The 20,150-nt window shown below is 62.8% G+C and carries 20 protein-coding genes; 17 read left to right on the top strand and 3 right to left on the bottom strand.

Annotation, left to right across the window (positions count from 1 at the left end; genetic code table 11):
• Positions 1 to 2 precede the first annotated feature (2 nt).
• Positions 3 to 890 carry a ubiquinol oxidase subunit II gene (gene cyoA / locus BG57_RS23820; protein ID WP_035968757.1) on the bottom strand — a complete coding sequence of 296 codons (888 nt, stop codon included), beginning with the start codon at positions 888 to 890 and terminating at the stop codon, positions 3 to 5.
• Here cyoA and BG57_RS32710 point away from each other — a divergent pair.
• From BG57_RS32710 to BG57_RS23880, 13 genes are all read left to right on the top strand, one after another.
• Entirely contained in the window at positions 857 to 1,378 is a 522-nt protein-coding gene (locus tag BG57_RS32710) for a hypothetical protein (protein ID WP_152562679.1), read from the top strand. The two genes, cyoA and BG57_RS32710, sit on opposite strands and share 34 nt — an antisense overlap.
• Positions 1,311 to 2,054, top strand: coding sequence for a PA3715 family protein (locus BG57_RS23825; RefSeq protein ID WP_160174746.1), 744 nt, complete (start codon positions 1,311 to 1,313; stop codon positions 2,052 to 2,054). The genes BG57_RS32710 and BG57_RS23825 overlap by 68 nt, the downstream gene beginning before the upstream one ends.
• 125 nt (positions 2,055 to 2,179) lie before the next feature.
• The gene (locus BG57_RS23830) at positions 2,180 to 3,445 is read left to right on the top strand and encodes an MFS transporter (protein ID WP_035968759.1); all 1,266 of its coding nucleotides are present in this window, start codon (positions 2,180 to 2,182) and stop codon (positions 3,443 to 3,445) included.
• Positions 3,446 to 3,501: 56 nt separating this feature from the next.
• Entirely contained in the window at positions 3,502 to 4,851 is a 1,350-nt protein-coding gene (locus BG57_RS23835) for a NarK family nitrate/nitrite MFS transporter (protein ID WP_052005967.1), read from the top strand.
• A gap of 215 nt (positions 4,852 to 5,066) precedes the next feature.
• Entirely contained in the window at positions 5,067 to 8,759 is a 3,693-nt protein-coding gene (locus tag BG57_RS23840) for a nitrate reductase subunit alpha (protein WP_035968797.1), read from the top strand.
• Positions 8,756 to 10,300, top strand: coding sequence for a nitrate reductase subunit beta (narH, locus tag BG57_RS23845; RefSeq protein WP_035968760.1), 1,545 nt, complete (start codon positions 8,756 to 8,758; stop codon positions 10,298 to 10,300). Before BG57_RS23840 ends, narH begins: the two co-directional genes overlap by 4 nt.
• A gap of 13 nt (positions 10,301 to 10,313) precedes the next feature.
• Positions 10,314 to 10,961: a nitrate reductase molybdenum cofactor assembly chaperone gene (gene narJ, locus BG57_RS23850; RefSeq protein ID WP_035968800.1), complete on the top strand. Its 648-nt coding sequence runs from the start codon at positions 10,314 to 10,316 to the stop codon at positions 10,959 to 10,961.
• A complete protein-coding gene (gene narI / locus BG57_RS23855) occupies positions 10,958 to 11,632 on the top strand; it encodes a respiratory nitrate reductase subunit gamma (protein WP_035968761.1) in 675 nt (224 codons plus the stop codon). Before narJ ends, narI begins: the two co-directional genes overlap by 4 nt.
• Positions 11,633 to 11,661: 29 nt before the next feature.
• Positions 11,662 to 13,536 (top strand): type IV pili methyl-accepting chemotaxis transducer N-terminal domain-containing protein, encoded by a 1,875-nt coding sequence (locus tag BG57_RS23860; RefSeq protein WP_081850974.1) that lies wholly within the window; start codon positions 11,662 to 11,664, stop codon positions 13,534 to 13,536.
• An 11-nt stretch (positions 13,537 to 13,547) separates the two neighbouring features.
• The gene (locus BG57_RS23865; RefSeq protein WP_035968762.1) at positions 13,548 to 14,237 is read left to right on the top strand and encodes a response regulator; all 690 of its coding nucleotides are present in this window, start codon (positions 13,548 to 13,550) and stop codon (positions 14,235 to 14,237) included.
• Between the two features lie 50 nt (positions 14,238 to 14,287).
• Positions 14,288 to 15,496, top strand: a complete 1,209-nt coding sequence (locus BG57_RS23870; RefSeq protein ID WP_052005970.1) for an NAD(P)H-dependent flavin oxidoreductase — start codon at positions 14,288 to 14,290, stop codon at positions 15,494 to 15,496.
• Positions 15,497 to 15,615: 119 nt separating this feature from the next.
• Positions 15,616 to 15,834 (top strand): DUF3079 domain-containing protein, encoded by a 219-nt coding sequence (locus BG57_RS23875; protein WP_035968764.1) that lies wholly within the window; start codon positions 15,616 to 15,618, stop codon positions 15,832 to 15,834.
• 115 nt (positions 15,835 to 15,949) lie between these two features.
• Complete coding sequence (locus BG57_RS23880) at positions 15,950 to 16,381, top strand: hypothetical protein (protein ID WP_035968765.1); 432 nt, start codon at positions 15,950 to 15,952, stop codon at positions 16,379 to 16,381.
• 7 nt (positions 16,382 to 16,388) lie between these two features.
• Here BG57_RS23880 and BG57_RS23885 read toward each other — a convergent pair whose 3' ends face one another.
• Entirely contained in the window at positions 16,389 to 16,691 is a 303-nt protein-coding gene (locus tag BG57_RS23885) for a hypothetical protein (protein WP_035968767.1), read from the bottom strand.
• Between the two features lie 125 nt (positions 16,692 to 16,816).
• Between BG57_RS23885 and BG57_RS23890 the strand changes: the two genes are divergently transcribed.
• On the top strand, positions 16,817 to 17,137 hold the full coding sequence (locus BG57_RS23890) for an HNH endonuclease (RefSeq protein ID WP_035968769.1): 321 nt from the start codon (positions 16,817 to 16,819) through the stop codon (positions 17,135 to 17,137).
• On the opposite strand, the gene BG57_RS23895 is transcribed toward BG57_RS23890, so the two are convergent.
• A complete protein-coding gene (locus BG57_RS23895) occupies positions 17,104 to 17,433 on the bottom strand; it encodes a hypothetical protein (RefSeq protein WP_052005971.1) in 330 nt (109 codons plus the stop codon). The two genes, BG57_RS23890 and BG57_RS23895, sit on opposite strands and share 34 nt — an antisense overlap.
• 353 nt (positions 17,434 to 17,786) lie before the next feature.
• Between BG57_RS23895 and BG57_RS23900 the strand changes: the two genes are divergently transcribed.
• The 3 genes from BG57_RS23900 to BG57_RS23910 all read left to right on the top strand — a co-directional run bounded on the left by BG57_RS23900 (position 17,787) and on the right by BG57_RS23910 (position 20,118).
• On the top strand, positions 17,787 to 18,845 hold the full coding sequence (locus BG57_RS23900; protein WP_035968770.1) for an NAD(P)-dependent alcohol dehydrogenase: 1,059 nt from the start codon (positions 17,787 to 17,789) through the stop codon (positions 18,843 to 18,845).
• A gap of 243 nt (positions 18,846 to 19,088) precedes the next feature.
• Positions 19,089 to 19,619, top strand: a complete 531-nt coding sequence (locus BG57_RS23905; RefSeq protein WP_052005968.1) for a hypothetical protein — start codon at positions 19,089 to 19,091, stop codon at positions 19,617 to 19,619.
• 151 nt (positions 19,620 to 19,770) lie between these two features.
• The gene (locus tag BG57_RS23910) at positions 19,771 to 20,118 is read left to right on the top strand and encodes a hypothetical protein (protein ID WP_035968771.1); all 348 of its coding nucleotides are present in this window, start codon (positions 19,771 to 19,773) and stop codon (positions 20,116 to 20,118) included.
• Positions 20,119 to 20,150: the final 32 nt, after the last annotated feature.

Here is a 20,150-nt window from a genome sequence, read left to right on the forward strand (position 1 = left end):
GCTTACCCCTTGGTTACACAATTCGCACCAACGGCGACATTTCCGTTGTTGTACTTGCCGACGATGTTGTTGAAGAGCTTCGGATCGACGGTGGAGAAGTAGCGCACCGCTTCCTTCTGGCTCGGGCGCGAGACGCCGGCATAGACGTTCATGTCGAGGCCTTCGGGCGCGGTCTTGACGTTCTGGACCCACGCATCGAATTCGGCTTGCGACATGGCGAGCGCGCGGAACTTCATGTCGGAGAAGCCTGCGCCGCTGTAGTTCGCCGAGATGCCCGCGTAGTCGCCGGCGTGATCGGCCAGAAGATGCAGCTTCGTCTGCATGCCCGCCATCGCGTAGATCTGGCCGCCGAGCTGCGGGATGAAGAACGAGTTCATCACCGAGTCCGACGTGATGCGGAAGTTGACCGGCGTGCCGACCGGGAACGCGACCTGATTGACGGACGCGACGCCCAGATCCGGATAGATGAAGAGCCACTTCCAGTCGAGCGCGACGACTTCGACGTTGATCGGCTTCACGTTCTCGACCTTGATTTCCTTGTACGGGTCGAGTTCGTGAGAAGTCCTCCACGTCAGGATGCCGAGATAAAGGATGATGATCGCGGGGATCGCCCACACAACGACCTCGATGGCCGTGGAGTGCGCCCATTTCGGAGCGTAGGTCGCGTTCTTGTTGGATGCGCGATAGCGCCAGGCGAAGATCAGGGTGAGCAGAATCACCGGAACGACGACGAGGAGCATCGTGAACGTCGCGGTGCCGATCAGCGCGCTTTCCGCTACGCCAATAGGACCTTTCGAATCGAGCACCTCGAGTTTGCATCCCGAAAGACAGACACTGCCCAACAAACCCGATAACAATGGCGCTGCTAAACGGTGAGTATTTTCATTCATTGCATTCGCTGGTTTTTTGGATCGAAGCGTCCTCTGGAGAACGCCGTTTCACGGCGTTGCGCCGCGACGCGATCATGCCACGCGAGATTTATCGCGATGTTGCGAATGTATGGAATTTGGTCTCAGAAACGGGCATTGCGACGCTGTGTCGCGCGCTATTTTCGCTTCGACGAGTCACGTCAAAAGATGCGAAGCGTTGCGAACTCATCATTCTGACTGCATCGCGAAGGCTTGAGGAGTGCGTGCGAAACACACTCTTTGTCAGGCATCAAAATTTTGCATCGGCGGCAGGTTGCATCGCATGCCTGTCAAATCATGTCGCGGCGGTCTATCGGTCGGATAAGAGCCTTCAAAATGCGAACCCCGGCTGGCTCTTAATCGATGAGTCAACGGGAGGTCAAAGGCTCGATACTGAACGACATGAAAAAGAAAATACTCATTGTGGCCGCCAGTTTGATGGCGCCGGTGCTGGCTCATGCGGGTTGTGAAGACATGATGTCCGGGGGGATGAAAACGCTGCATCCGGATAACAAGCTCGCTGCCGAATACAGCGCCTGCAAGGCGTGGCCTGCCAACCCGCAGTTGACGCTGGCAGTGATGGCGCTGGCGCATGATGCGAGCGACGAGAGCGCCAGCGGGCACGATGCCGAAGTGGTCGTAGCGGACAGCGCGTCGGGCGCGGTCATCGCGCATTTCTACCAGAAGCATGCGATCGTTGAACAAGAAATGACGTTCACCGACATTGCCCTCGATACCGCCCGCTATGACCTCTCACCGGCGATTCGCGCGTTCGGCGTGCGCGTGAGCTACCGGGGTCCTTCGCGCGTCGCCCCGAGCGGCGAAACCTCACTGCGCCTGTATGTACTGGAGAACAAGACGTTGCGGCCGGTCCTCGACGGGTTGGCGGTAGAGCAGGCGAACGGCGAATGGGACGATCGATGCGAGGGCTTCTATGACTCGACGAAGCGAACCATCGCAACGGGTCCCGCGGGCCGGGAAGGCTATGCGTCGCTGAAGGTGACGGAGAAGACGGTTCACAGCGTCACGCGCATGGTGAATGACGAATGCGTGAATCAGGACGGCGCACCCAGGCAGAAGGATTTCACGCTCGAATACCGCAACGGCCGATACAGCGTGCCGCAGGGCATGCGGCTGCCGGGCTGAGCGCCCGCTCCATCTACTCCTTCCTGACTAGCGACTAACCGCCGCGCCCCTCCGCCCGGCGGATATCGTCTCCCTGACGCAATCCCTATCCTCGCGATGAAGTCTTTCATCACGAGGATAGGACGATGAGCGTCGTCAACCCGCCTGCCGCGTCTTCGGCCGCGACCGATACCACTGCCTGGCGCGTGCTCTCTGCGAGCACGTTCGCCTTCACCATCTGCTTCGCCGTCTGGATGATGTTCGCCATCCTCGGCATTCCGCTGAAGCAGCAACTCCATCTCACCGACACCGAATTCGGTCTCATCGCCGCGACGCCCGTGCTTACCGGCTCGCTTGCCCGCGTGCCGCTCGGCATCTGGACCGATCGCTTCGGCGGGCGCGTCGTGTTTTTCTGCACGATGGCCGTCACCATCGTGCCGATCTGGCTCATTACCTATGCGACGGAACTGTGGCAGTTCCTCGTGCTCGGCCTCTTTGTAGGTGTCGCGGGCGCGTCGTTTTCCGTGGGGACGCCCTATGTCGCGCGCTGGTTCCCGAAGTCGCGACAGGGCCTCGCGATGGGCATCTTCGGCGCGGGCAACTCCGGCGCCGCGCTGAACAAGTTCGTCGCCCCGGCGATGATGCTCGCCGCCGGCACATGGACCATCGTGCCGAAGGTCTATTCCATCGCGATGGCCGTCACCGCGATCCTGTTCTGGCTGCTGTCGGCGTCGAACCCGGTGCATCGCGGCGCGAAAGCGCAGAGCTTCGCCGCGCAGATGGCCGTGCTCAGGGATCGCCGCGTGCTGCGGTACGCGCAGTTCTACTCCGTCGTGTTCGGCGGCTACGTCGGCCTGTCGCTGTGGATGCCGCAGTACTACGTGAACCAGTATGGCTTCCGTATCGAACAGGCGGCGTTCCTGGCCGCGTGCTTCTCGCTGCCCGGCGGCGTGCTGCGCGCGCTGGGCGGCTGGATGTCCGACCGCTTCGGCGCACATCGCACGACATGGCTCGTGATGTGGGTTACGCTGGCTTGCTTCTTCGTCCTGAGCTATCCGGTCACCGATTTCACCATCCACACGAGCGGCGGCCCGCGCACCTTCCATATCGCGATGGGACCGGCTGCCTACACCGTAGTCATGTTCGTCGTGGGCGTGGCGATGGCCGTCGGCAAGGCGTCGGTGTTCAAGTTCATCTCCGACGATTTCTCGTCGAACATCGGCGCGGTATCGGGCGTCGTCGGACTCGCGGGCGGTCTTGCCGGCTTCCTCCTGCCGATTCTATTCGGCATCCTGATGGATATCACCGGCATACGCACCACTTGTTTCATGCTGATGTTCGGCGCAACCGCAGTCAGTCTCATCTGCATGCATTTCACCTTTAAGTCAGACCGCATCGGGCGCGTTGCCTGACGCAACCGAGGGCACGGCTCGAACGAAAGCCGCGCCGTCATCATCGAGCACATCTCATGTCACGCTATCTACTCACTCAATGGGAGCCCGACAACGCGGGCTTCTGGCAAGAGACCGGCGAAACCATCGCACGCCGCAATCTGTGGATCTCCATTCCGGCGCTGATGCTGGCCTTTGCGGTGTGGTCGCTGTGGAGCGTCGTCGCCGTCAATCTCGACAAAGGCGGCTTCCACTTTTCCAAGGACCAGTTGTTCTGGCTGACTGCGTTGCCCGCGCTATCGGGCGCGACGCTGCGCATCTTCTATTCGTTTCTCGTGCCGATCTTCGGCGGCCGGCGCTTCACCGCCTTTTCAACCGCGAGCCTCCTGATTCCCGCGCTCGGCATGGGCTTCGCGCTGCGCGACCCGTCGACCGGCTATCCGACGCTGCTCGCGCTCGCCTTGCTATGCGGCCTGGGTGGCGCGAACTTCAGTTCGTCGATGGCGAATATCAGCTTCTTCTTCCCGAAGGCAAAGAAGGGCTTCGCCACCGGCATGAACGCGGGCATCGGCAATTTGGGTGTGTCGGTTGTGCAGTTCGTCGCGCCGCTCGTGATCGCGGCTTCCGTCTTCGGCGCGCTCGGCGGCGAAGGGCATAGCTACGCGGTCAACGGCGTCGAGCGCAGCGTCTGGCTGCAGAACGCGGGCTTCATCTGGGTGCCGTTCATCGTCGTGTCGGCGCTCGCCGCGTGGTTCGGCATGAACGATATCGCCGATGCGAAGGCATCCTTCGCCGAGCAAGCCGTCATCTTCAAGCGCAAGCACAACTGGCTGATGTGCCTGCTGTATATCGGCACGTTCGGATCGTTTATCGGCTTCTCGGCCGGCCTCGCGTTGCTGACGAAAGCGGAGTTCCCGTCCGTGAACCCGACCGCCTATGCGTTCCTCGGACCGCTCGCCGGCGCACTCACGCGGCCGCTGGGCGGCTGGATCTCCGACCGCATCGGCGGCGCGCGGGTGACCTTGTACACCTTCATCGCGATGATCGCAGCGGTCATCGGCGTGATTCTCTCGTTGCCGCTCGGCGGCGCGGGCGGCAGCTTCGCCGGCTTCCTCGCGATGTTCATCGTGCTGTTCGCGCTGACGGGCATCGGCAACGGATCGACGTTCCGCATGATCCCGGTGATCTTCCTCACGCAGAAGCAGCGCGAGTCGGCGCGCGGCACGGACGCCGCGAAGAAGCAGGCGCTTCACGAGGCCGGCAAGGAATCGGCGGCGGTGCTCGGCTTCGCGGGTGCGATCGGCGCTTACGGCGGCTTCTTCATTCCGCGCAGCTTCGGCACGTCGATCAGCGCGAGCGGATCGCCCGACATGGCGCTCTATTGCTTCATCGCGTTCTATGCGGTCTGCGCGGTGGTGACGTGGTAGTGCTATGCGCGCCGCAACGCGCCGATGCCCTGCTGATCGCGGACTACTACCAAAGGCGTAGCCGATCAGCACGACGACTACGCCTCCTGACGAACGTCAACTGCTCCCTTCGGTGAATGGGCGCGCGAGCGAAGCGCCCCTACACTCGGACCATACATTCAATCGCCGCGCGCCTCATGCAGAGCTGCGCGTGGCCGCAAAGCCCGGAGAATCGGATGAGTCACTTCCTTGACCGGCTGAAGTTCATGTCGCGCGTCAAGTCCACGTTTGCCGATGGACACGGCGCGGTCGTCGACGAGGACCGCAAGTGGGAAAACGGCTATCGGAGCCGCTGGCAGCACGACAAGATCGTGCGGTCGACGCATGGCGTCAATTGCACCGGATCGTGCTCGTGGAAGGTCTATGTCAAGAACGGCCTGATCACCTGGGAGACGCAGCAGACGGACTATCCGCGCACGCGCCCCGACTTGCCGAATCACGAGCCGCGCGGCTGCCCGCGTGGCGCGTCGTATAGCTGGTATGTGTACTCCGCGCAGCGCGTGAAGTATCCGCTGATTCGCGGCAGGCTCGTCGAAATGTGGCGCGAGGCGCGCAAGACGCTCGATCCCGTCGAGGCATGGGCATCCATCTGCGAAGACCCGGTGAAGGCAAAGCGTTACAAGAGCGTGCGCGGCCTCGGCGGCTTCGTGCGCATGGACTGGGACACGGCGACCGAGATCATCGCGGCGGCGAACGCGCATACGATCGCCAAGTATGGGCCGGATCGCGTGATCGGTTTTTCGCCGATTCCCGCGATGTCGATGGTCTCCTACGCAGCCGGCGCGCGCTATCTGAGTCTGATCGGCGGCGCGTGCCTGTCGTTCTATGACTGGTATTGCGACCTGCCGCCGGCATCGCCGCAAATCTGGGGCGAACAAACGGACGTGCCCGAATCGGCGGACTGGTACAACTCGACCTATCTGATGGTCTGGGGTTCGAACGTTCCGCAGACGCGCACGCCCGACGCGCACTTCTATACCGAAGTGCGCTACAAGGGCACGAAGACGGTGGCGGTGTCGTCGGATTACGGCGAGATGGTGAAGTTCGGCGACATCTGGCTTGCGCCGAAGCAGGGCACCGATGCCGCGCTCGCGATGGCGATGGGCCATGTCGTGCTGAAGGAATTTCACGCGAGCGGCAAGTCCGCTTACTTCCGCGCGTACGTCAAGCAGTACACCGACATGCCGATGCTCGTCATGCTGCGCGAGCACGAAGGCACGCTCGTGCCCGATCAATTCCTGCGCGCCTCGCAATTGCAGGACAACCTGGACGAGGCGAACAACCCGCAGTGGAAGACGCTCGTCATCGATGAGAAAACCGGCGATATCGTCGCGCCCAATGGCACGATCGGCTTCCGCTGGGGCGAGCAGGCGAAGGCGGGCCGCTGGAATCTCGAACAGAACGATGCCGGCTCGGGCCGCGAAATCGACCCGCGCCTGTCGATGATCGGCGCGCAGGATGACGTCGTCGATGTGAGCTTCCCGTACTTCTGCGGCGAACACGAAGGCTTGCTCGCGCGGCGCGTGCCGGTGAAGCGCATCACGCTCGCGGACGGGTCGCCGGCGCTGATCGCGACCGTCTACGACCTGCAACTCGCGAACTACGGCGTCGATCAAGGGCTTGGCGGCCCGAACGTCGCGGCATCGTTTGATGACGACGTGCCCTATACGCCCGCATGGCAGGAAAAGCACACGACGGTGCCGCGTCATCTTGTGATTCAGGTGGCGCGCGAGTTCGCCGACAATGCGGATCGCACGCAGGGCAAGAGCATGGTGATCGTCGGCGCGGCGCTGAATCACTGGTATCACAACGACATGATCTATCGCGGCATCATCAACCTGTTGATGATGTGCGGCTGCGTCGGCAAGAGCGGCGGCGGCTGGGCGCATTACGTCGGCCAGGAAAAGCTGCGTCCGCAGTTCGGCTGGGCGCCGCTCGCGTTCGCGCTCGACTGGTCGCGCCCGCCGCGTCAGATGAACGGCACATCGTTCTTCTATAACCACACGAGCCAGTGGCGGCACGAGAAGGTGAGCGTCGGCGAGATTCTCGGTCCGGACGCGGATCGGTCGCGCTACGCGAATCTCTCGATGATCGACCTCAACGCGAAGTCCGAGCGCATGGGCTGGCTGCCGTCCGCGCCGCAACTGGGCGCGAATCCGCTCGATATCGTGGATGCCGCGAAGCGCGCGGGCCGCGATCCGGTCGAATATACGGTCGAGCAACTGAAGTCCGGCGCGCTGAACTTCGCATGCGACGATCCCGACAATCGCGCGAATTTTCCGCGCAACATGTTCGTGTGGCGCTCGAACATTCTCGGCAGTTCGGGCAAGGGACACGAATACTTCCTGAAGTATCTGCTCGGCACGCAGAACGCGCTTTTCGATGATGAATCGACCGCGATCAAGCCCAGCGAAGTGAAGCTGCGCGCAGCCGCCGAAGGCAAGCTCGATCTGCTGACCGTGCTCGATTTCCGCATGAGCACGACGTGTCTCTATGGCGATATCGTGCTGCCTAGCGCGACGTTCTACGAAAAGGACGACCTCAACACGTCGGACATGCATCCGTTCATTCATCCGCTGTCTGAAGCGGTGCAGCCGTTGTGGGAAAGCAGGACCGACTGGGAAATCTACAAGGGCATCGCAAAGAAGTTCGCGGAAATCGGCGGCAAGCACCTGGGCACGCGCACCGACATCGTGACCACGCCGCTGATGCACGACACGCCGGGCGAACTCGGTCAGGCGTTCGAGCCGAAGGACTGGCGCGCGGGCGAATGCGATCTGGTTCCCGGCAAGACGGCGCCGTCGATGACGCTCGTCCAGCGCGATTACTCCGCGATTTACGACAAGTTCACATCGGTGGGACCGTTGCTGGAGAAGCTCGGCAACGGCGGCAAGGGCATCAACTGGAACACCGCGCATGAAGTGCGTGAACTCGCGGCGCTGTCCGGCGAGAAGCAGGGCCGCCCGCGTCTGGAAACAGCCGTCGATGCCGCCGAGATGATCCTCACCTTCGCGCCCGAAACCAACGGCCACGTTGCGGTGAAGGCGTGGGAAGCGCTCTCGAAGATCACGGGCCGCGATCATGCGCATCTGGCAGCGGGCCGCGAGCACGACAAGATCCGTTTCCGCGACGTGCAGGCGCAGCCGCGCAAGATCATCTCCGCGCCGACGTGGTCGGGCCTCGAATCCGAGGAAGTCAGCTACAACGCGGGCTATACCAACGTTCACGAGCTGATTCCCTGGCGCACGCTGACGGGCCGGCAGCAGTTCTATCAGGATCATCGCTGGATGCTGGATTTCGGCGAAGGTTCGTGCGTCTACAAGCCCGCGATCGATACGAAGACCATCGCGCCGATGCTCGGTGCGAAGTCCAACGGCGAGCACGAGCTCGTACTCAACTGGATCACGCCGCACCAGAAATGGGGTATTCATTCGACCTATACGGACAACCTGCGCATGCTCACGCTGTCGCGCGGCGGGCCGCACGTGTGGGTATCCGAGGCGGAAGCGAAAGAAGCCGGACTCGCCGATAACGACTGGGTCGAAGTGTTCAACACGAATGGCACGCTGACGGCGCGCGTCGTGGTGAGCCAGCGCGTGCCGCGCGGCATGTGCCTCATGTATCACGCTCAGGAAAAGATCATCAACGTGCCGGGCGCGGAAACGAGCGGCATGCGTGGCGGCATCCATAACTCGGTGACGCGCACGGTGCTGAAGCCGACGCACATGATCGGCGGATACGCGCAGCAGGCGTACGGCTTCAACTATTACGGCACCGTGGGCAGCAACCGCGATGAATACGTGATCGTGCGCAAGATGAAGAAAGTGGACTGGCTCGAAGGCCCGCTCAAGGAAGGAGCAGCATCATGAAGATCCGCGCCCAGGTGGCGATGGTCCTGAATCTGGACAAGTGCATCGGCTGTCATACGTGCTCCGTGACGTGCAAGAACGTGTGGACGTCGCGCGATGGCGTCGAATACGCGTGGTTCAACAACGTCGAGACGAAGCCGGGCATCGGCTACCCGAAGGAATGGGAGAACCAGGAGAAGTGGAACGGCGGCTGGGCGCGCAAAAGCGACGGGCGCATCGAGCCGCGCCAGGGCGGCAAGCTGAAGGTGCTGGCCAACATGTTTGCGAATCCGAACCTGCCCGCCATCGACGACTATTACGAGCCGTTCACCTACGACTACGAGCACTTGCAGAAAGCGCCGCTGTCGCAGACGCCGCCGACGGCGCGCCCGGTATCGGCCATCACCGGCAAGAAGATGGACAAGATCCACTGGGGGCCGAACTGGGAAGACGACCTCGGCGGCGAGTTCGCTTCGCGCAGCCGCGACAAGCTCTTCGACAACGTGCAGAAGGAGATGTACTCGAGCTTTGAGAACACCTTCATGATGTATCTGCCGCGCCTGTGCGAGCATTGCCTGAATCCGGCTTGCGTGGCGTCGTGCCCGTCCGGTTCGGTCTACAAGCGCGAGGACGACGGCATCGTGCTCGTCGATCAGGACAAGTGCCGTGGCTGGCGCATGTGCATCTCCGGTTGCCCGTACAAGAAGATGTACTTCAACTGGAAGTCGGGCAAGGCGGAAAAATGCGTGTTCTGCTTCCCGCGCATCGAAGCGGGCCAGCCGACCGTCTGTTCCGAGACGTGTGTGGGGCGCATCCGCTATCTCGGCGTGATGCTGTATGACGCGGATCGCATCGGGCAGGCGGCATCGGTCGAGCGGACGACGGACCTGTATCAGTCGCAACTGGACGTGTTCCTCGATCCGAACGATCCGCACGTGCAAGCGGAAGCGCTGCGTCAGGGCATATCGCAAAGCTGGCTCGATGCCGCGGTGCGCTCGCCGGTGTATCGCATGGCGGTGGAGTGGAAGATCGCGTTTCCGCTGCATCCTGAATACCGCACGCTGCCGATGGTCTGGTACGTGCCGCCGCTCTCGCCGATTCAATCCGCCGCCGACGCCGGCCATATGGGCATGAACGGCATGATCCCCGACGTTCAGAGCCTGCGCATTCCGATGCGCTATCTCGCCAATCTCTTGACGGCGGGCGACGAAGCGCCGATTGTCGATGCACTCAGCCGCATGCTGACGATGCGCGCCTACAAGCGTGCGGAAACGGTGCATGGCGTGGCCGACGATGCAATTCTGCGCGATGCGGGTCTCACCGCGTCGCAAGTCGAAGACATGTATCAGCTGATGGCGATTGCCAATTACGAGGACCGCTTCGTCGTGCCGTCGTCGCACAAGGAAATGGCCGAGGACAGCTTCGACGAGAAGGGCAGTTGCGGTTTCTCATTCGGCAACGGCTGTTCGCCGGGTGTATCGAATGGATCGCTGTTCGGCACGCGGGCGCGGGGCGAGTTCGCTTACGCGGACTTGCCGAAATCGCGCAAGAAAGGCGTCTAACGAAGGAATGACGATGTCGCTCTATCCCACACTTTCCGCTTTGCTGGACTATCCGGAAGCCGCGCTGATCGATGCGCTGCCGGAAATCGAAGCCGCGCTCGCTGCGTCGCCGCGTGCGCGGGCGAGCCTGTCGCCGCTCGTCGATGCGCTGAAGTCGCGCTCGCTGATCGAATCGCAGGAGACCTACGTCGCGACCTTCGATCGCACGCCGTCGCAATCGCTGCACATGTTCGAGCACGTGCACGGCGAAAGCCGCGACCGCGGCCCCGCGATGGTCGATCTGATCGACGAGTATCGTGCGCTCGGGCTTGAAGTGACGAGCAACGAATTGCCGGACTACGTGCCGCTCTTTCTCGAAGTGCTCGGTCTCATCGATCCCGCGAAGGCGCAGTCGCTGCTCGATGAAGCGATTCACGTGCTGAACGCGATCGGCGAGCGGCTGGCGAAGAACGAGAGTCCTTATGCGGGCGTGTTCGACGTGCTGCGCACGCTCGCTTCCGTCGAGCCTCGCCCGCTCACGCAACCGCCCGTGCGCGACATGGACGAGGCGCTCGAAATGTTCGGCCCCGGTCACGATGGCGTCGAGCCGCTGCTCGTGCCGTCGCGTGGTGCTTCAACGCAGACTATCCGTTTTCATCCGACCGTAAAGGAGGCACGATGAACACCTTTCTGTTCGGCATCTATCCGTATATCGCGGCGTGCATCTTTCTGTTCGGCAGCCTGATGCGCTTCGAGCGCGAGCAATACAGCTGGAAAGCCGATAGCACGCAACTCATCGAGCGCGGCAATCTGAGGCTCGGCAACATCCTCTTTCATATCGGCATTTTGGGGCTGTTTTTCGGGCATCTGTTCGGCCTGCTCACGCCCGTCGCGGTATGGGACTGGCTCGGCGTCGCGCATAGCGTGAAGCAGGCCGTCGCGATGATCGCCGGCGGCGTGATGGGGACGATGTGTCTCGCGGGCCTCGTGATCCTGCTGCATCGCCGTCTGACTAGCGCGCGGCTTTCCGCCGTCACGAAGACCGGCGACCGCGTGCTGCTGCTGTGGATTTTCGTCACGCTGCTGCTCGGTTTGTCGACTATCGGCGAATCCGCGGGCCACATGGACGGCGCGATGATGGTCAGCCTGATGACCTGGGCGCAGCATATCTTCACGTTCCAGGGCGATGCCGCGAGCCATGTCGCGAACGCGCCGCTGCTGTTCCGCGTGCATCTCTTCATGGGCATGAGCCTGTTCGTGATCTTTCCGTTTACGCGCCTCGTGCACGTATGGAGCGGCTTCGCGTCGGTGACGTACGTCGCGCGCGCGTGGCAGCTCGTGCGCAGCCGCTGAACATGGAGACGGTCGCGGTTCATCCACCGATGCGCGAGCGGCTCGCCACCCGCATCGTCATGTTGTCAGCGGTGGCGCTCGTGCTCGTGCTGACGATGATCGGCGGCACGCTGTGGCTCTCGTGGCAGCTTCAGGGCGCGGGCGCCGCGATCAACGATGCCGGCAGCTTGCGCATGCGCGCGAACGCAGTCGGCATTGCGCTGCTCTCGGCGCAGCGTGATGGCAACGCAGCGGCGGCGGACGAGCACATCGCGCTGATGAACGCCACGCTCGATCGTCTGCGGCGCGGCGATGCGGCGCGTCCGCTTTTCCTTCCCGACGATGCGGGCATTCGCCAGCAATTCGGCAGCGTCGCCGATGCGTGGCACAAGCGCCTGGAACCTGCGGCGCGCGATACGGCGAACGCATCGCGCTATCTGGCGGGGTTGCCTTCGTTCGTCGCGGGCGCCGACACGCTCGTCAAGCTCATCGAACAGGAGAACGCGCGCAAGACCGCGTGGCTGCGCACCTCGCAGATGGCGCTCGCGGCGCTGTCGTGTCTTGGCACGGTGGCGATCGTGTATCTGCTGTATCTGTGGTTTGTCGCGCCCGTGCAGCGTTTGCAGGACGGACTCGCGCGCATCCAGCGGCGCGAATTCGATGTACGGCTACCGGTCGAATCGCACGATGAGTTCGGGAATCTGGCCGAAGGCTTCAACCAGATGGCCGCCGAATTGCAGGCGCTTTACGGCGATCTGGCCGGGCGTGTCGAAGCGAAGACGGCGGAGCTTGCGGCGCAGAATCGCGAGCTGACCGCGCTGTATGAGATGACTGCGTTCCTCAATTTGCCCAACGACGTGCCCGCGCTGTGCGACGGTTTCATCGCGCGTCTGACGCATCAGTTCGACGCATCGGGTGCGACCGTCCGCCTCGTTTCCGACGAGGACGATCGCCTGCATCTCGTTGCATCCCACGGGGTGCCGCCCGAACTGCTCGACGCCGAACGCTGCATGCCCGTCGACGATTGCCTGTGCGGCGACGCCGCGACGCAAGGCGCGGGCGTCATCCACGATGCGGGGCGCATGAGTCGGCGGCCGTGTCAGATCGACGCATCGGCGGGCGTGGCCGCGTTCGGCATCGTGTCGCAGGGCGAGAAGCTCGGCTCGTTCTCGCTGCACTTCGACACGAAGCGCCCGATCCCCGCATCCGAGATGAAGCTGCTGGAAACGCTCGGCAAGCACTTCGGCACTGCGCTCAAGAACCGCCGGCTAGCGGCGCTCGAACGGCAATTCGCGGTATCGGAAGAACGGAACCTCGTCGCTCAGGGCTTGCACGACAGCATCGCGCAAAGTCTCAACTTCCTCAAGATGCAGGTGCATCTGCTCGACGCCGCCGCCCGCGACGCACGCATGGACGAAATACGCGAGATCGTGCCGCTGCTGCAGGGCGGCGTCGCGGAAAGCTACGACGACGTGCGCGAACTACTCAACAACTTCCGCTCGAAGCTCGGCAGCGGCAAGTTTCGGTATGCGGTGGAAAGCACGATGGAGCGCTTCCGATCGCAGGCGGGCATAGCGGTGGCGCTGGAGTATCGCGAAGCGGGCGGGCCGCCGCTTGCGGCGGATCATCAATTACAGATCATTTTCATCCTGCAGGAAGCGTTGTCGAACGTGCGCAAGCATGCCGAAGCAAGTCGAGTTCATGTGACGATCGTCAACGATAGCGAATTCCGGCTCTTGGTCGAAGACGATGGCCAGGGCTACGATCCTGACGATATGGGTTTCCTCGACGAAAGGCACGTGGGTTTTCACATCATGCGAGAGCGCGCGGAACGGCTGTCAGCCACGCTTCAACTGACCGGATCGCCGGGGCGCGGCGCGCGCGTCGAACTCGTGCTGCCCACTCACGCGCGTCAGGCCGTCTGACGCTTCTCATCATGGCCATACGCATCCTGCTCATCGACGATCACACGCTGTTCCGCTCGGGCGTGCGCGCGCTGCTGCAGCGCACGCCGGATTTCGAGATCGTCGGTGAAGCGGCGGACGGGCTGGAGGGCATCAAGCGGGCGAAACAGTTCTGCCCCGATGTGATCCTGCTCGATATCAACATGCCGGGGCTGTCGGGCCTTGAAACCTTGCGGCTGCTCGTGCAGGACTTGCCGCAGACAGCGGTGGTCATGCTGACGGTCTCCGAAGATGTCGATGAACTCGCTGTCGCGCTGCGCGACGGCGCATCCGGCTATCTGCTGAAGAACATCGAAGCCGACACGCTCGCGGCGGCCATTCGCAAGGCGGCGGCGGGCCAGCCCGTCATCGCCGACGACATGACCGTCAAGCTCGTCGCGAGCATGCGCCGTCCGGCGCCAGCGATGAAAGGCGACGCCGCGCCGGTCGTCAGCGCATCGGCGGCGGCCGATCCGCTGACCTCGCGCGAACGCGACATCATCCGCGAACTGTCGCGCGGCGGAAGCAACAAGGAAATCGCGCGCACGCTGTCGCTCGCGGAGAGCACCGTCAAAATCCACGTGCGGAACATTCTGCGCAAGCTCAATTTCACGAGCCGCGTTCAGGTCGCGCTCTATGCAGCCGGGCGCGATGCCGCGTCCGTGCTTTCCGAATCCAATTGAACGCCTCATGCGTCGAGCATGTCATGAGCGCTTTGTCACGCAGTCACATCATGAATCGAAATCAAGCTGAAACTTCGTCTTCTTCGACGTCCGCGTATCACGGCTTCGCGCCGCTCAAAATTCGCGGGCGCAGCGTGCTACCCATCGTGCAGGGCGGCATGGGCGTCGGCATCTCGGCGCACCGGCTTGCGGGCAGCGTCGCGCGGGAAGGCGCCGTCGGGACGATCGCGAGCATCGACTTGCGTCATCATCACGCGGATCTGACCGCGGCGTGCAAGGCCGATCCTTCGCGCGAGACGCTGGAACAGGCCAATCTCACCGCGCTTGCACGCGAGATTCGCAGTGCGCGAGCGTTGTCGGAAGGGCGCGGCATGATCGCCGTGAACGTGATGAAAGCGGTCAGCGCGCACGCCGATTACGTGCGCGTGGCCTGCGAGGAAGGCGCGGACGCCATCGTGATGGGCGCCGGCCTGCCCCTCGACTTGCCCGATCTCACGGCTGGCCACGATATCGCGCTGATCCCCATTCTCTCCGACAGCCGTGGCGTCAATCTGGTCCTCAAGAAGTGGATGAAGAAAGGGCGCTTGCCGGATGCGATCGTGATCGAACATCCGGCACATGCGGGCGGGCACCTTGGCGTGACCGACGTGGCGGATATGAACAACGAGCGCTTCGAATTCGCCCGCGTGCTCGAAGAACTGGAAGCCGTGTTTGCGACACTCGGCATCGCGCGCTCGGACGTGCCGGTGATCGTCGGGGGCGGGATCAACAGTCACGAGGCGGTGCGCGCATGGCTGACGGCGGGCGCGAATGGCGTGCAGATCGGCACGCCGTTCGCCGTCACGGAGGAAGGCGACGCGCACCCGGAGTTCAAACGCGTGCTGGCGGAAGCGACGCCGGAAGACATCGTCGAGTTCGTCAGCGTCACGGGATTGCCGGCGCGTGCGGTCAAGACGCCGTGGCTCATGCGCTATCTGCGCAACGAGGACCGCATCCGCACGAAGATCGGCGCACGCAAGCAGACTTGCCCGACCGCGCTCGAATGCCTCAGCGTGTGCGGTCTGCGCGACGGCATCGAGAAGTTCGGTCACTTTTGTATCGATACGCGGCTTGCGGCGGCGCTGCGCGGCGATGTCGGCAACGGACTCTTCTTCCGTGGCCGCGAAAAACTGCCGTTCGGCGCCGCGATTCGCAGCGTGCGTGAGTTGATCGAACTGCTCCTCACGGGCACGACGAAGACGGCGGCAGCCGGGTGCTGATTGACGCTTCGTGTCGCAACGCCGCGTTTCTGCGGTGCGCTCATCGAATGGAAGTCGTCCAAAGAGCGCGCGGCCGCTAGCGTCATACGCTGAAGGCGATCAATCGAAGAGCATGCACCATGGCCAAGCGATTTCCCCTTCATCCGAAGCACCCTGAGCGCAATTGCTGGGGCTGCGACCATTATTGCGCGGCGGACGCCATGCGCTGCGGCAACGGATCGAACCGCACGCAGCATCCGGCCGAACTGTTGGGCGAAGACTGGTACGAGTGCGGCGACTGGGGTCTCGATGTTGCGGAAGGCGCGACATCGATCGAGCCAGCCGCAGCCAGGGCGTGACGCGGCGCGAAACGGACTGAATTCGAACGCGGGCCGGGTATTCGTCCTGCTCCTACGTGCCGGCGCAGGGTGGCTGCCTAGAATCTCGGCAACTCAACTCACCGCGTTGCCCGCCATGCGCACCAAGCTCGAATTCGAATCACCGGAAGGCCGTCTGTCCCTGCATATCGACGATGTGCAGTTCATGGCTTACGACGCCGCCGAAACGGCGATGAAGTCGATGTGCAAGTTCGTCGAGCGCATGCGCGACATGGGCCTGGGCGGTCTCGCTGACACACATGCGCGCGTGTGCGCGCAGAATCGCGTCAACGTGATGGAACTGCGCGAGGCCCACGACGACGCGCAAACGCTGCTTGCATGCGGCGCGGTAGGCGATGCGATGGCGGACACCATCACGCCCCGGCTCGATATATTGCGCGAGGACATTGCGCGGACGCATCGGCAGATGCGCGAGAGCGTGGATCGGCTGGCCGCGTTGTCGGCGGCGTGTCATCAGGCGTTGAGCCAGATTCCGGGCTACACGCCGCCAAAGCGCGCGATCGGCTGACGCGCCTTCATCCCCCAGAGTATTTCCGAAGCAGCGCATTGACGTCGATGCGCTGCCCTTGCAGCAGAAGCAGCCGTGCGTGCAATACCAGGTTTTCGATCAAGAGCAGCGCGGTCGTGAGCATGTAGGTGAGATTGACATCGCCCGCATTGAGGCCGCTGGCCTGCAGGTTCCGATGCTTCTCCAGTAGCGATGTCAACACGAGGCTGCGCAATTCGGGTTCACCGAACGGCAGATCGCCGTAATCGACGGGATCTTCCCATTCGAGTTCCGCGAGCAGGCCTGTCAATTCGCTGATGGTCACTTCCATGACGTCTCCGGCGTGAGCATGCGTGGAGGGCGACAGCGTCTCAATGATGCCACGTGTCGGCCGGCGGCATCATCGCGCGATGAGCGGTAGACTGAATCGTCCACTTTGTCCGACCGATCAGCACGATGCCCAGGCGCGCGCCCGAACCGTGGTATCACCCGCCGCAGGAAGAAGTCTGCGCGTTGTGCGGCCGTCCCGTGCCGCCTTCGGAGCGCGACTTGCATCATCTCGTGCCGAAGTCGCAGGGCGGCAAGCAGACGGCGGTGTTTCATCGTATTTGTCATCGGCAACTGCATGCGTTGTTCACCGAGAAGCAACTGGCGCAGCAGTTCTCTACCGTCGAAGCACTGCTTGCCGATGACACCGTGCGCGGCTTCGTCGAGTGGGTCAAGACGAAGCCGAACGGTTTCTATCAGCGCACGCGGCGGTCGTCGCGCAAGTCGTAGCCGCGTGGCCCGGGCGTCCAATGCGCGCACGGCACGTCCTTGTTCAGCGCCGACATGCCGAAGCGCTGCATGACGAAGCTCTCCAGCACGAGATAAAGATCCGCTTCGCGCGGCCGCGTTCCCCAGCGGCTGTTGCCCGCCACCGACGCCACCGTGAACCAAGAGTGCGGCGGAAAGAGCTCGACGCGCAGCATGTCGTCCTGCAATATCCTGAGCCGTCCCGTGTCGGGATGGAACTCGGCGGTGACGGTTCCGCCCGGTAGATCGATGTGCACCCTCGTCGCATTCGCTTGCATGGTCTCGCCCTCTTTGTGGTTCCGATACGGTGCCGGCACGTTCGTGACAACGTTATGACGCCCGTTCGCTCTCGAATAGTCCCGCTTAAGGAGGGGCGCATGTGTTGCCGCCCCGCCATTCATGCAGAGATATTCCGATAGGCATACAGTAATGAGGTTGCGTTCTGACGCCGAAGTATCGGCGGCATCGGCAACGAAGCAGCAACGGATGCAAAGCGTGGTGGCGAAGGTTCGCTCCCGCACATAAAATGCCGCGCAACAGGCGCGGACCCGCCTGATCTGGCTGCGTCTTCGCAACAGTTAAAGACGCGAGTCTCATGCCGATACACACAAATCAAAGAGGAAATTCGTCCATGTTCAAAGCGTATTCGTATGCAGCATCCGCAGCCGACAAGCCGCTCGGCCCGCTCGAGATTCAACGCCGCGACGTCGGCCCGAACGACGTGCGCATCGACATTCTTTTCTGCGGCGTCTGCCACTCCGATCTGCACATGGCGCGCAACGAGTGGGGCGGCACGAACTATCCGGTCGTGCCGGGTCACGAGATCGTCGGGCGCGTGGCGGAAGTCGGATCGGAGGTGACGAAGTTCAAGGCGGGCGATCTCGCGGGCGTCGGCTGCATGGTCGATTCGTGCCGCGTCTGCGAATCCTGCAAGGAAGGTCTCGAACAGTATTGCGAAGGTCCGGACGGCTTCATTCAAACGTATAACTCGCCGGACAAAAAAACGGGCGGCGTGACCTACGGCGGCTATTCGACGTCGATCGTCGTCGATGAAGCTTTCACGCTGCGCGTCCCCGAGAATCTCGAACTGGCCGCGGTGGCGCCGCTGCTGTGCGCGGGCATCACGACGTATTCGCCGCTGCGCCACTGGAACGTGAAACCGGGCGACAAAGTGGGCATCGTGGGCCTGGGCGGCCTGGGACATATGGGCGTGAAAATCGCAGCGGCGATGGGCGCGCATGTCGTGCTCTTCACCACGTCGCCGAACAAGACCGAAGATGCGAAGCGGCTTGGCGCACATGAGGTCGTCGTGTCGAAGGACCCGGACCAGATGGCCGCGCACGCGAACAGTTTCGACTACATCCTGAACACGGTGGCGGCGTCGCACAACCTCGACCAGTTCATTGCGCTGCTCAAGCGCGACGGCACGATGACGCTGGTCGGCGTGCCGGAGCATCCGCATCCGTCGCCGTCGGTGATGAACATGATTTTCAAGCGGCGCTCGCTCGCGGGATCGCTGATCGGCGGTATCGCGGAGACGCAGGAAATGCTGGATTTCTGCGGCAAGCATGGCATTACGTCGGACATCGAAATGATCCGCATGGACGAGATCGATACCGCTTACGAGCGCATGTTGAAGAGCGATGTGAAGTATCGGTTCGTGATCGACATGGGGACGATGGAGCGCTAAGGCGTGATGTGAGAAGGGCTCGGCGCAGCCCTTCTTCATTTGAGGTACACGGCGCGGTCGATGTGTAACGATCTGCGCAGCCGTCTCCGCCGCAGCCCGAATCGCAAGCAGGCGATACGCCCTACGGGGCGCTGAATCCCGCCGCGCCGATCGCGCTGGTCGTCCTTTACACGCCGAACATCCGCGTATGGCGAGATCGCCGAGCGCAACCTGCGCCGCTATTGCGCGCGTCATGGCTACGCATTGCATGCGTACCGCGATGCGCCGCAGGAGGCCGGACAGAACGCGAGCGGCAACTGGCTGAAGCCGTGGGTGCTGCGCCGCCATTTGCCTGCGCATGAGTGGGTCATGTGGATCGATGCGGAGGTGCCCGTCGTCGATCAATCGATGCCGCTCGATGCGCTGCTCGCGAATCGCGATCGCCTCATCGCGATGGACATGAGCTGGCAGTTCAACTCGGGCATCATGGGCTTTCGACGCACGCAGGCGAACTTCGATGCTATCGGGGAAGTCGAGCAGGCTATCGGCGGCGTCGCGGACAAGTCGTCGACGTACGCGAGCGGCGGCGATCAGGACGCGTTCATCAAGGTGCTCGCGCGGCACGGCATGGCAAACGCGGAACTCGTCGACTGCATCACGTTGAACACGCCGTATCAGTTGCAGAAGCCGGACAGCTTCATGGTTCACTACATGCACATGTGGCCGTCGCTGCGCGCGCTTGCCATGCATCACGGCGATTTTGCGAGCCAGATGCTGACCGAGCGGCGAGCCTGAGTCCAGAAAGCAATTCGAAAGAAAGCGGCGCTTGCTGCAACGCAAAACGCTGAAAAGCCTGAAGAACCTAGTCGTTACTTTCGTCGATGGCGGGCCGTCCGCCGCCCCGCGTGAAGTAAAATGCGGACCTCATTCCACGATAAGACGACGCATGTTGCGCAAGGCCTGGCGCGGGGAAGAACGCTTCTGGAAAGTCTGGTGGCTGCTCGGCCTGCCGTTGCATCTCGCATGGTGGGCCGTCTATCTGTACCTGTGGGGCACCGGCGTCCCGCCGGAATCGTTCCTTCTGATGACCATCTGGTTCTGGCCCGGCATGCTTGGCCTATTTGCCGGGTGCGGGGCGCTGTATCTCGCGTGGTGCACGGCGGCGTGGCGATGCGCGGCTAACGTCGACCGCCGCGTCTGGACGTATGTTGCGCGCCTGCTGATCGGCGTGGGCCTCGGTTCGTTTCTCACCGAGTGCGCGCTCATCTTGACCGCGCCGCTGATAGCGGGATGACGCGCCCGGCTTCGCATCCAGCCGCCCGAGCC

This window comes from Caballeronia grimmiae (assembly GCF_000698555.1).
Lineage (GTDB): Bacteria > Pseudomonadota > Gammaproteobacteria > Burkholderiales > Burkholderiaceae > Caballeronia > Caballeronia grimmiae.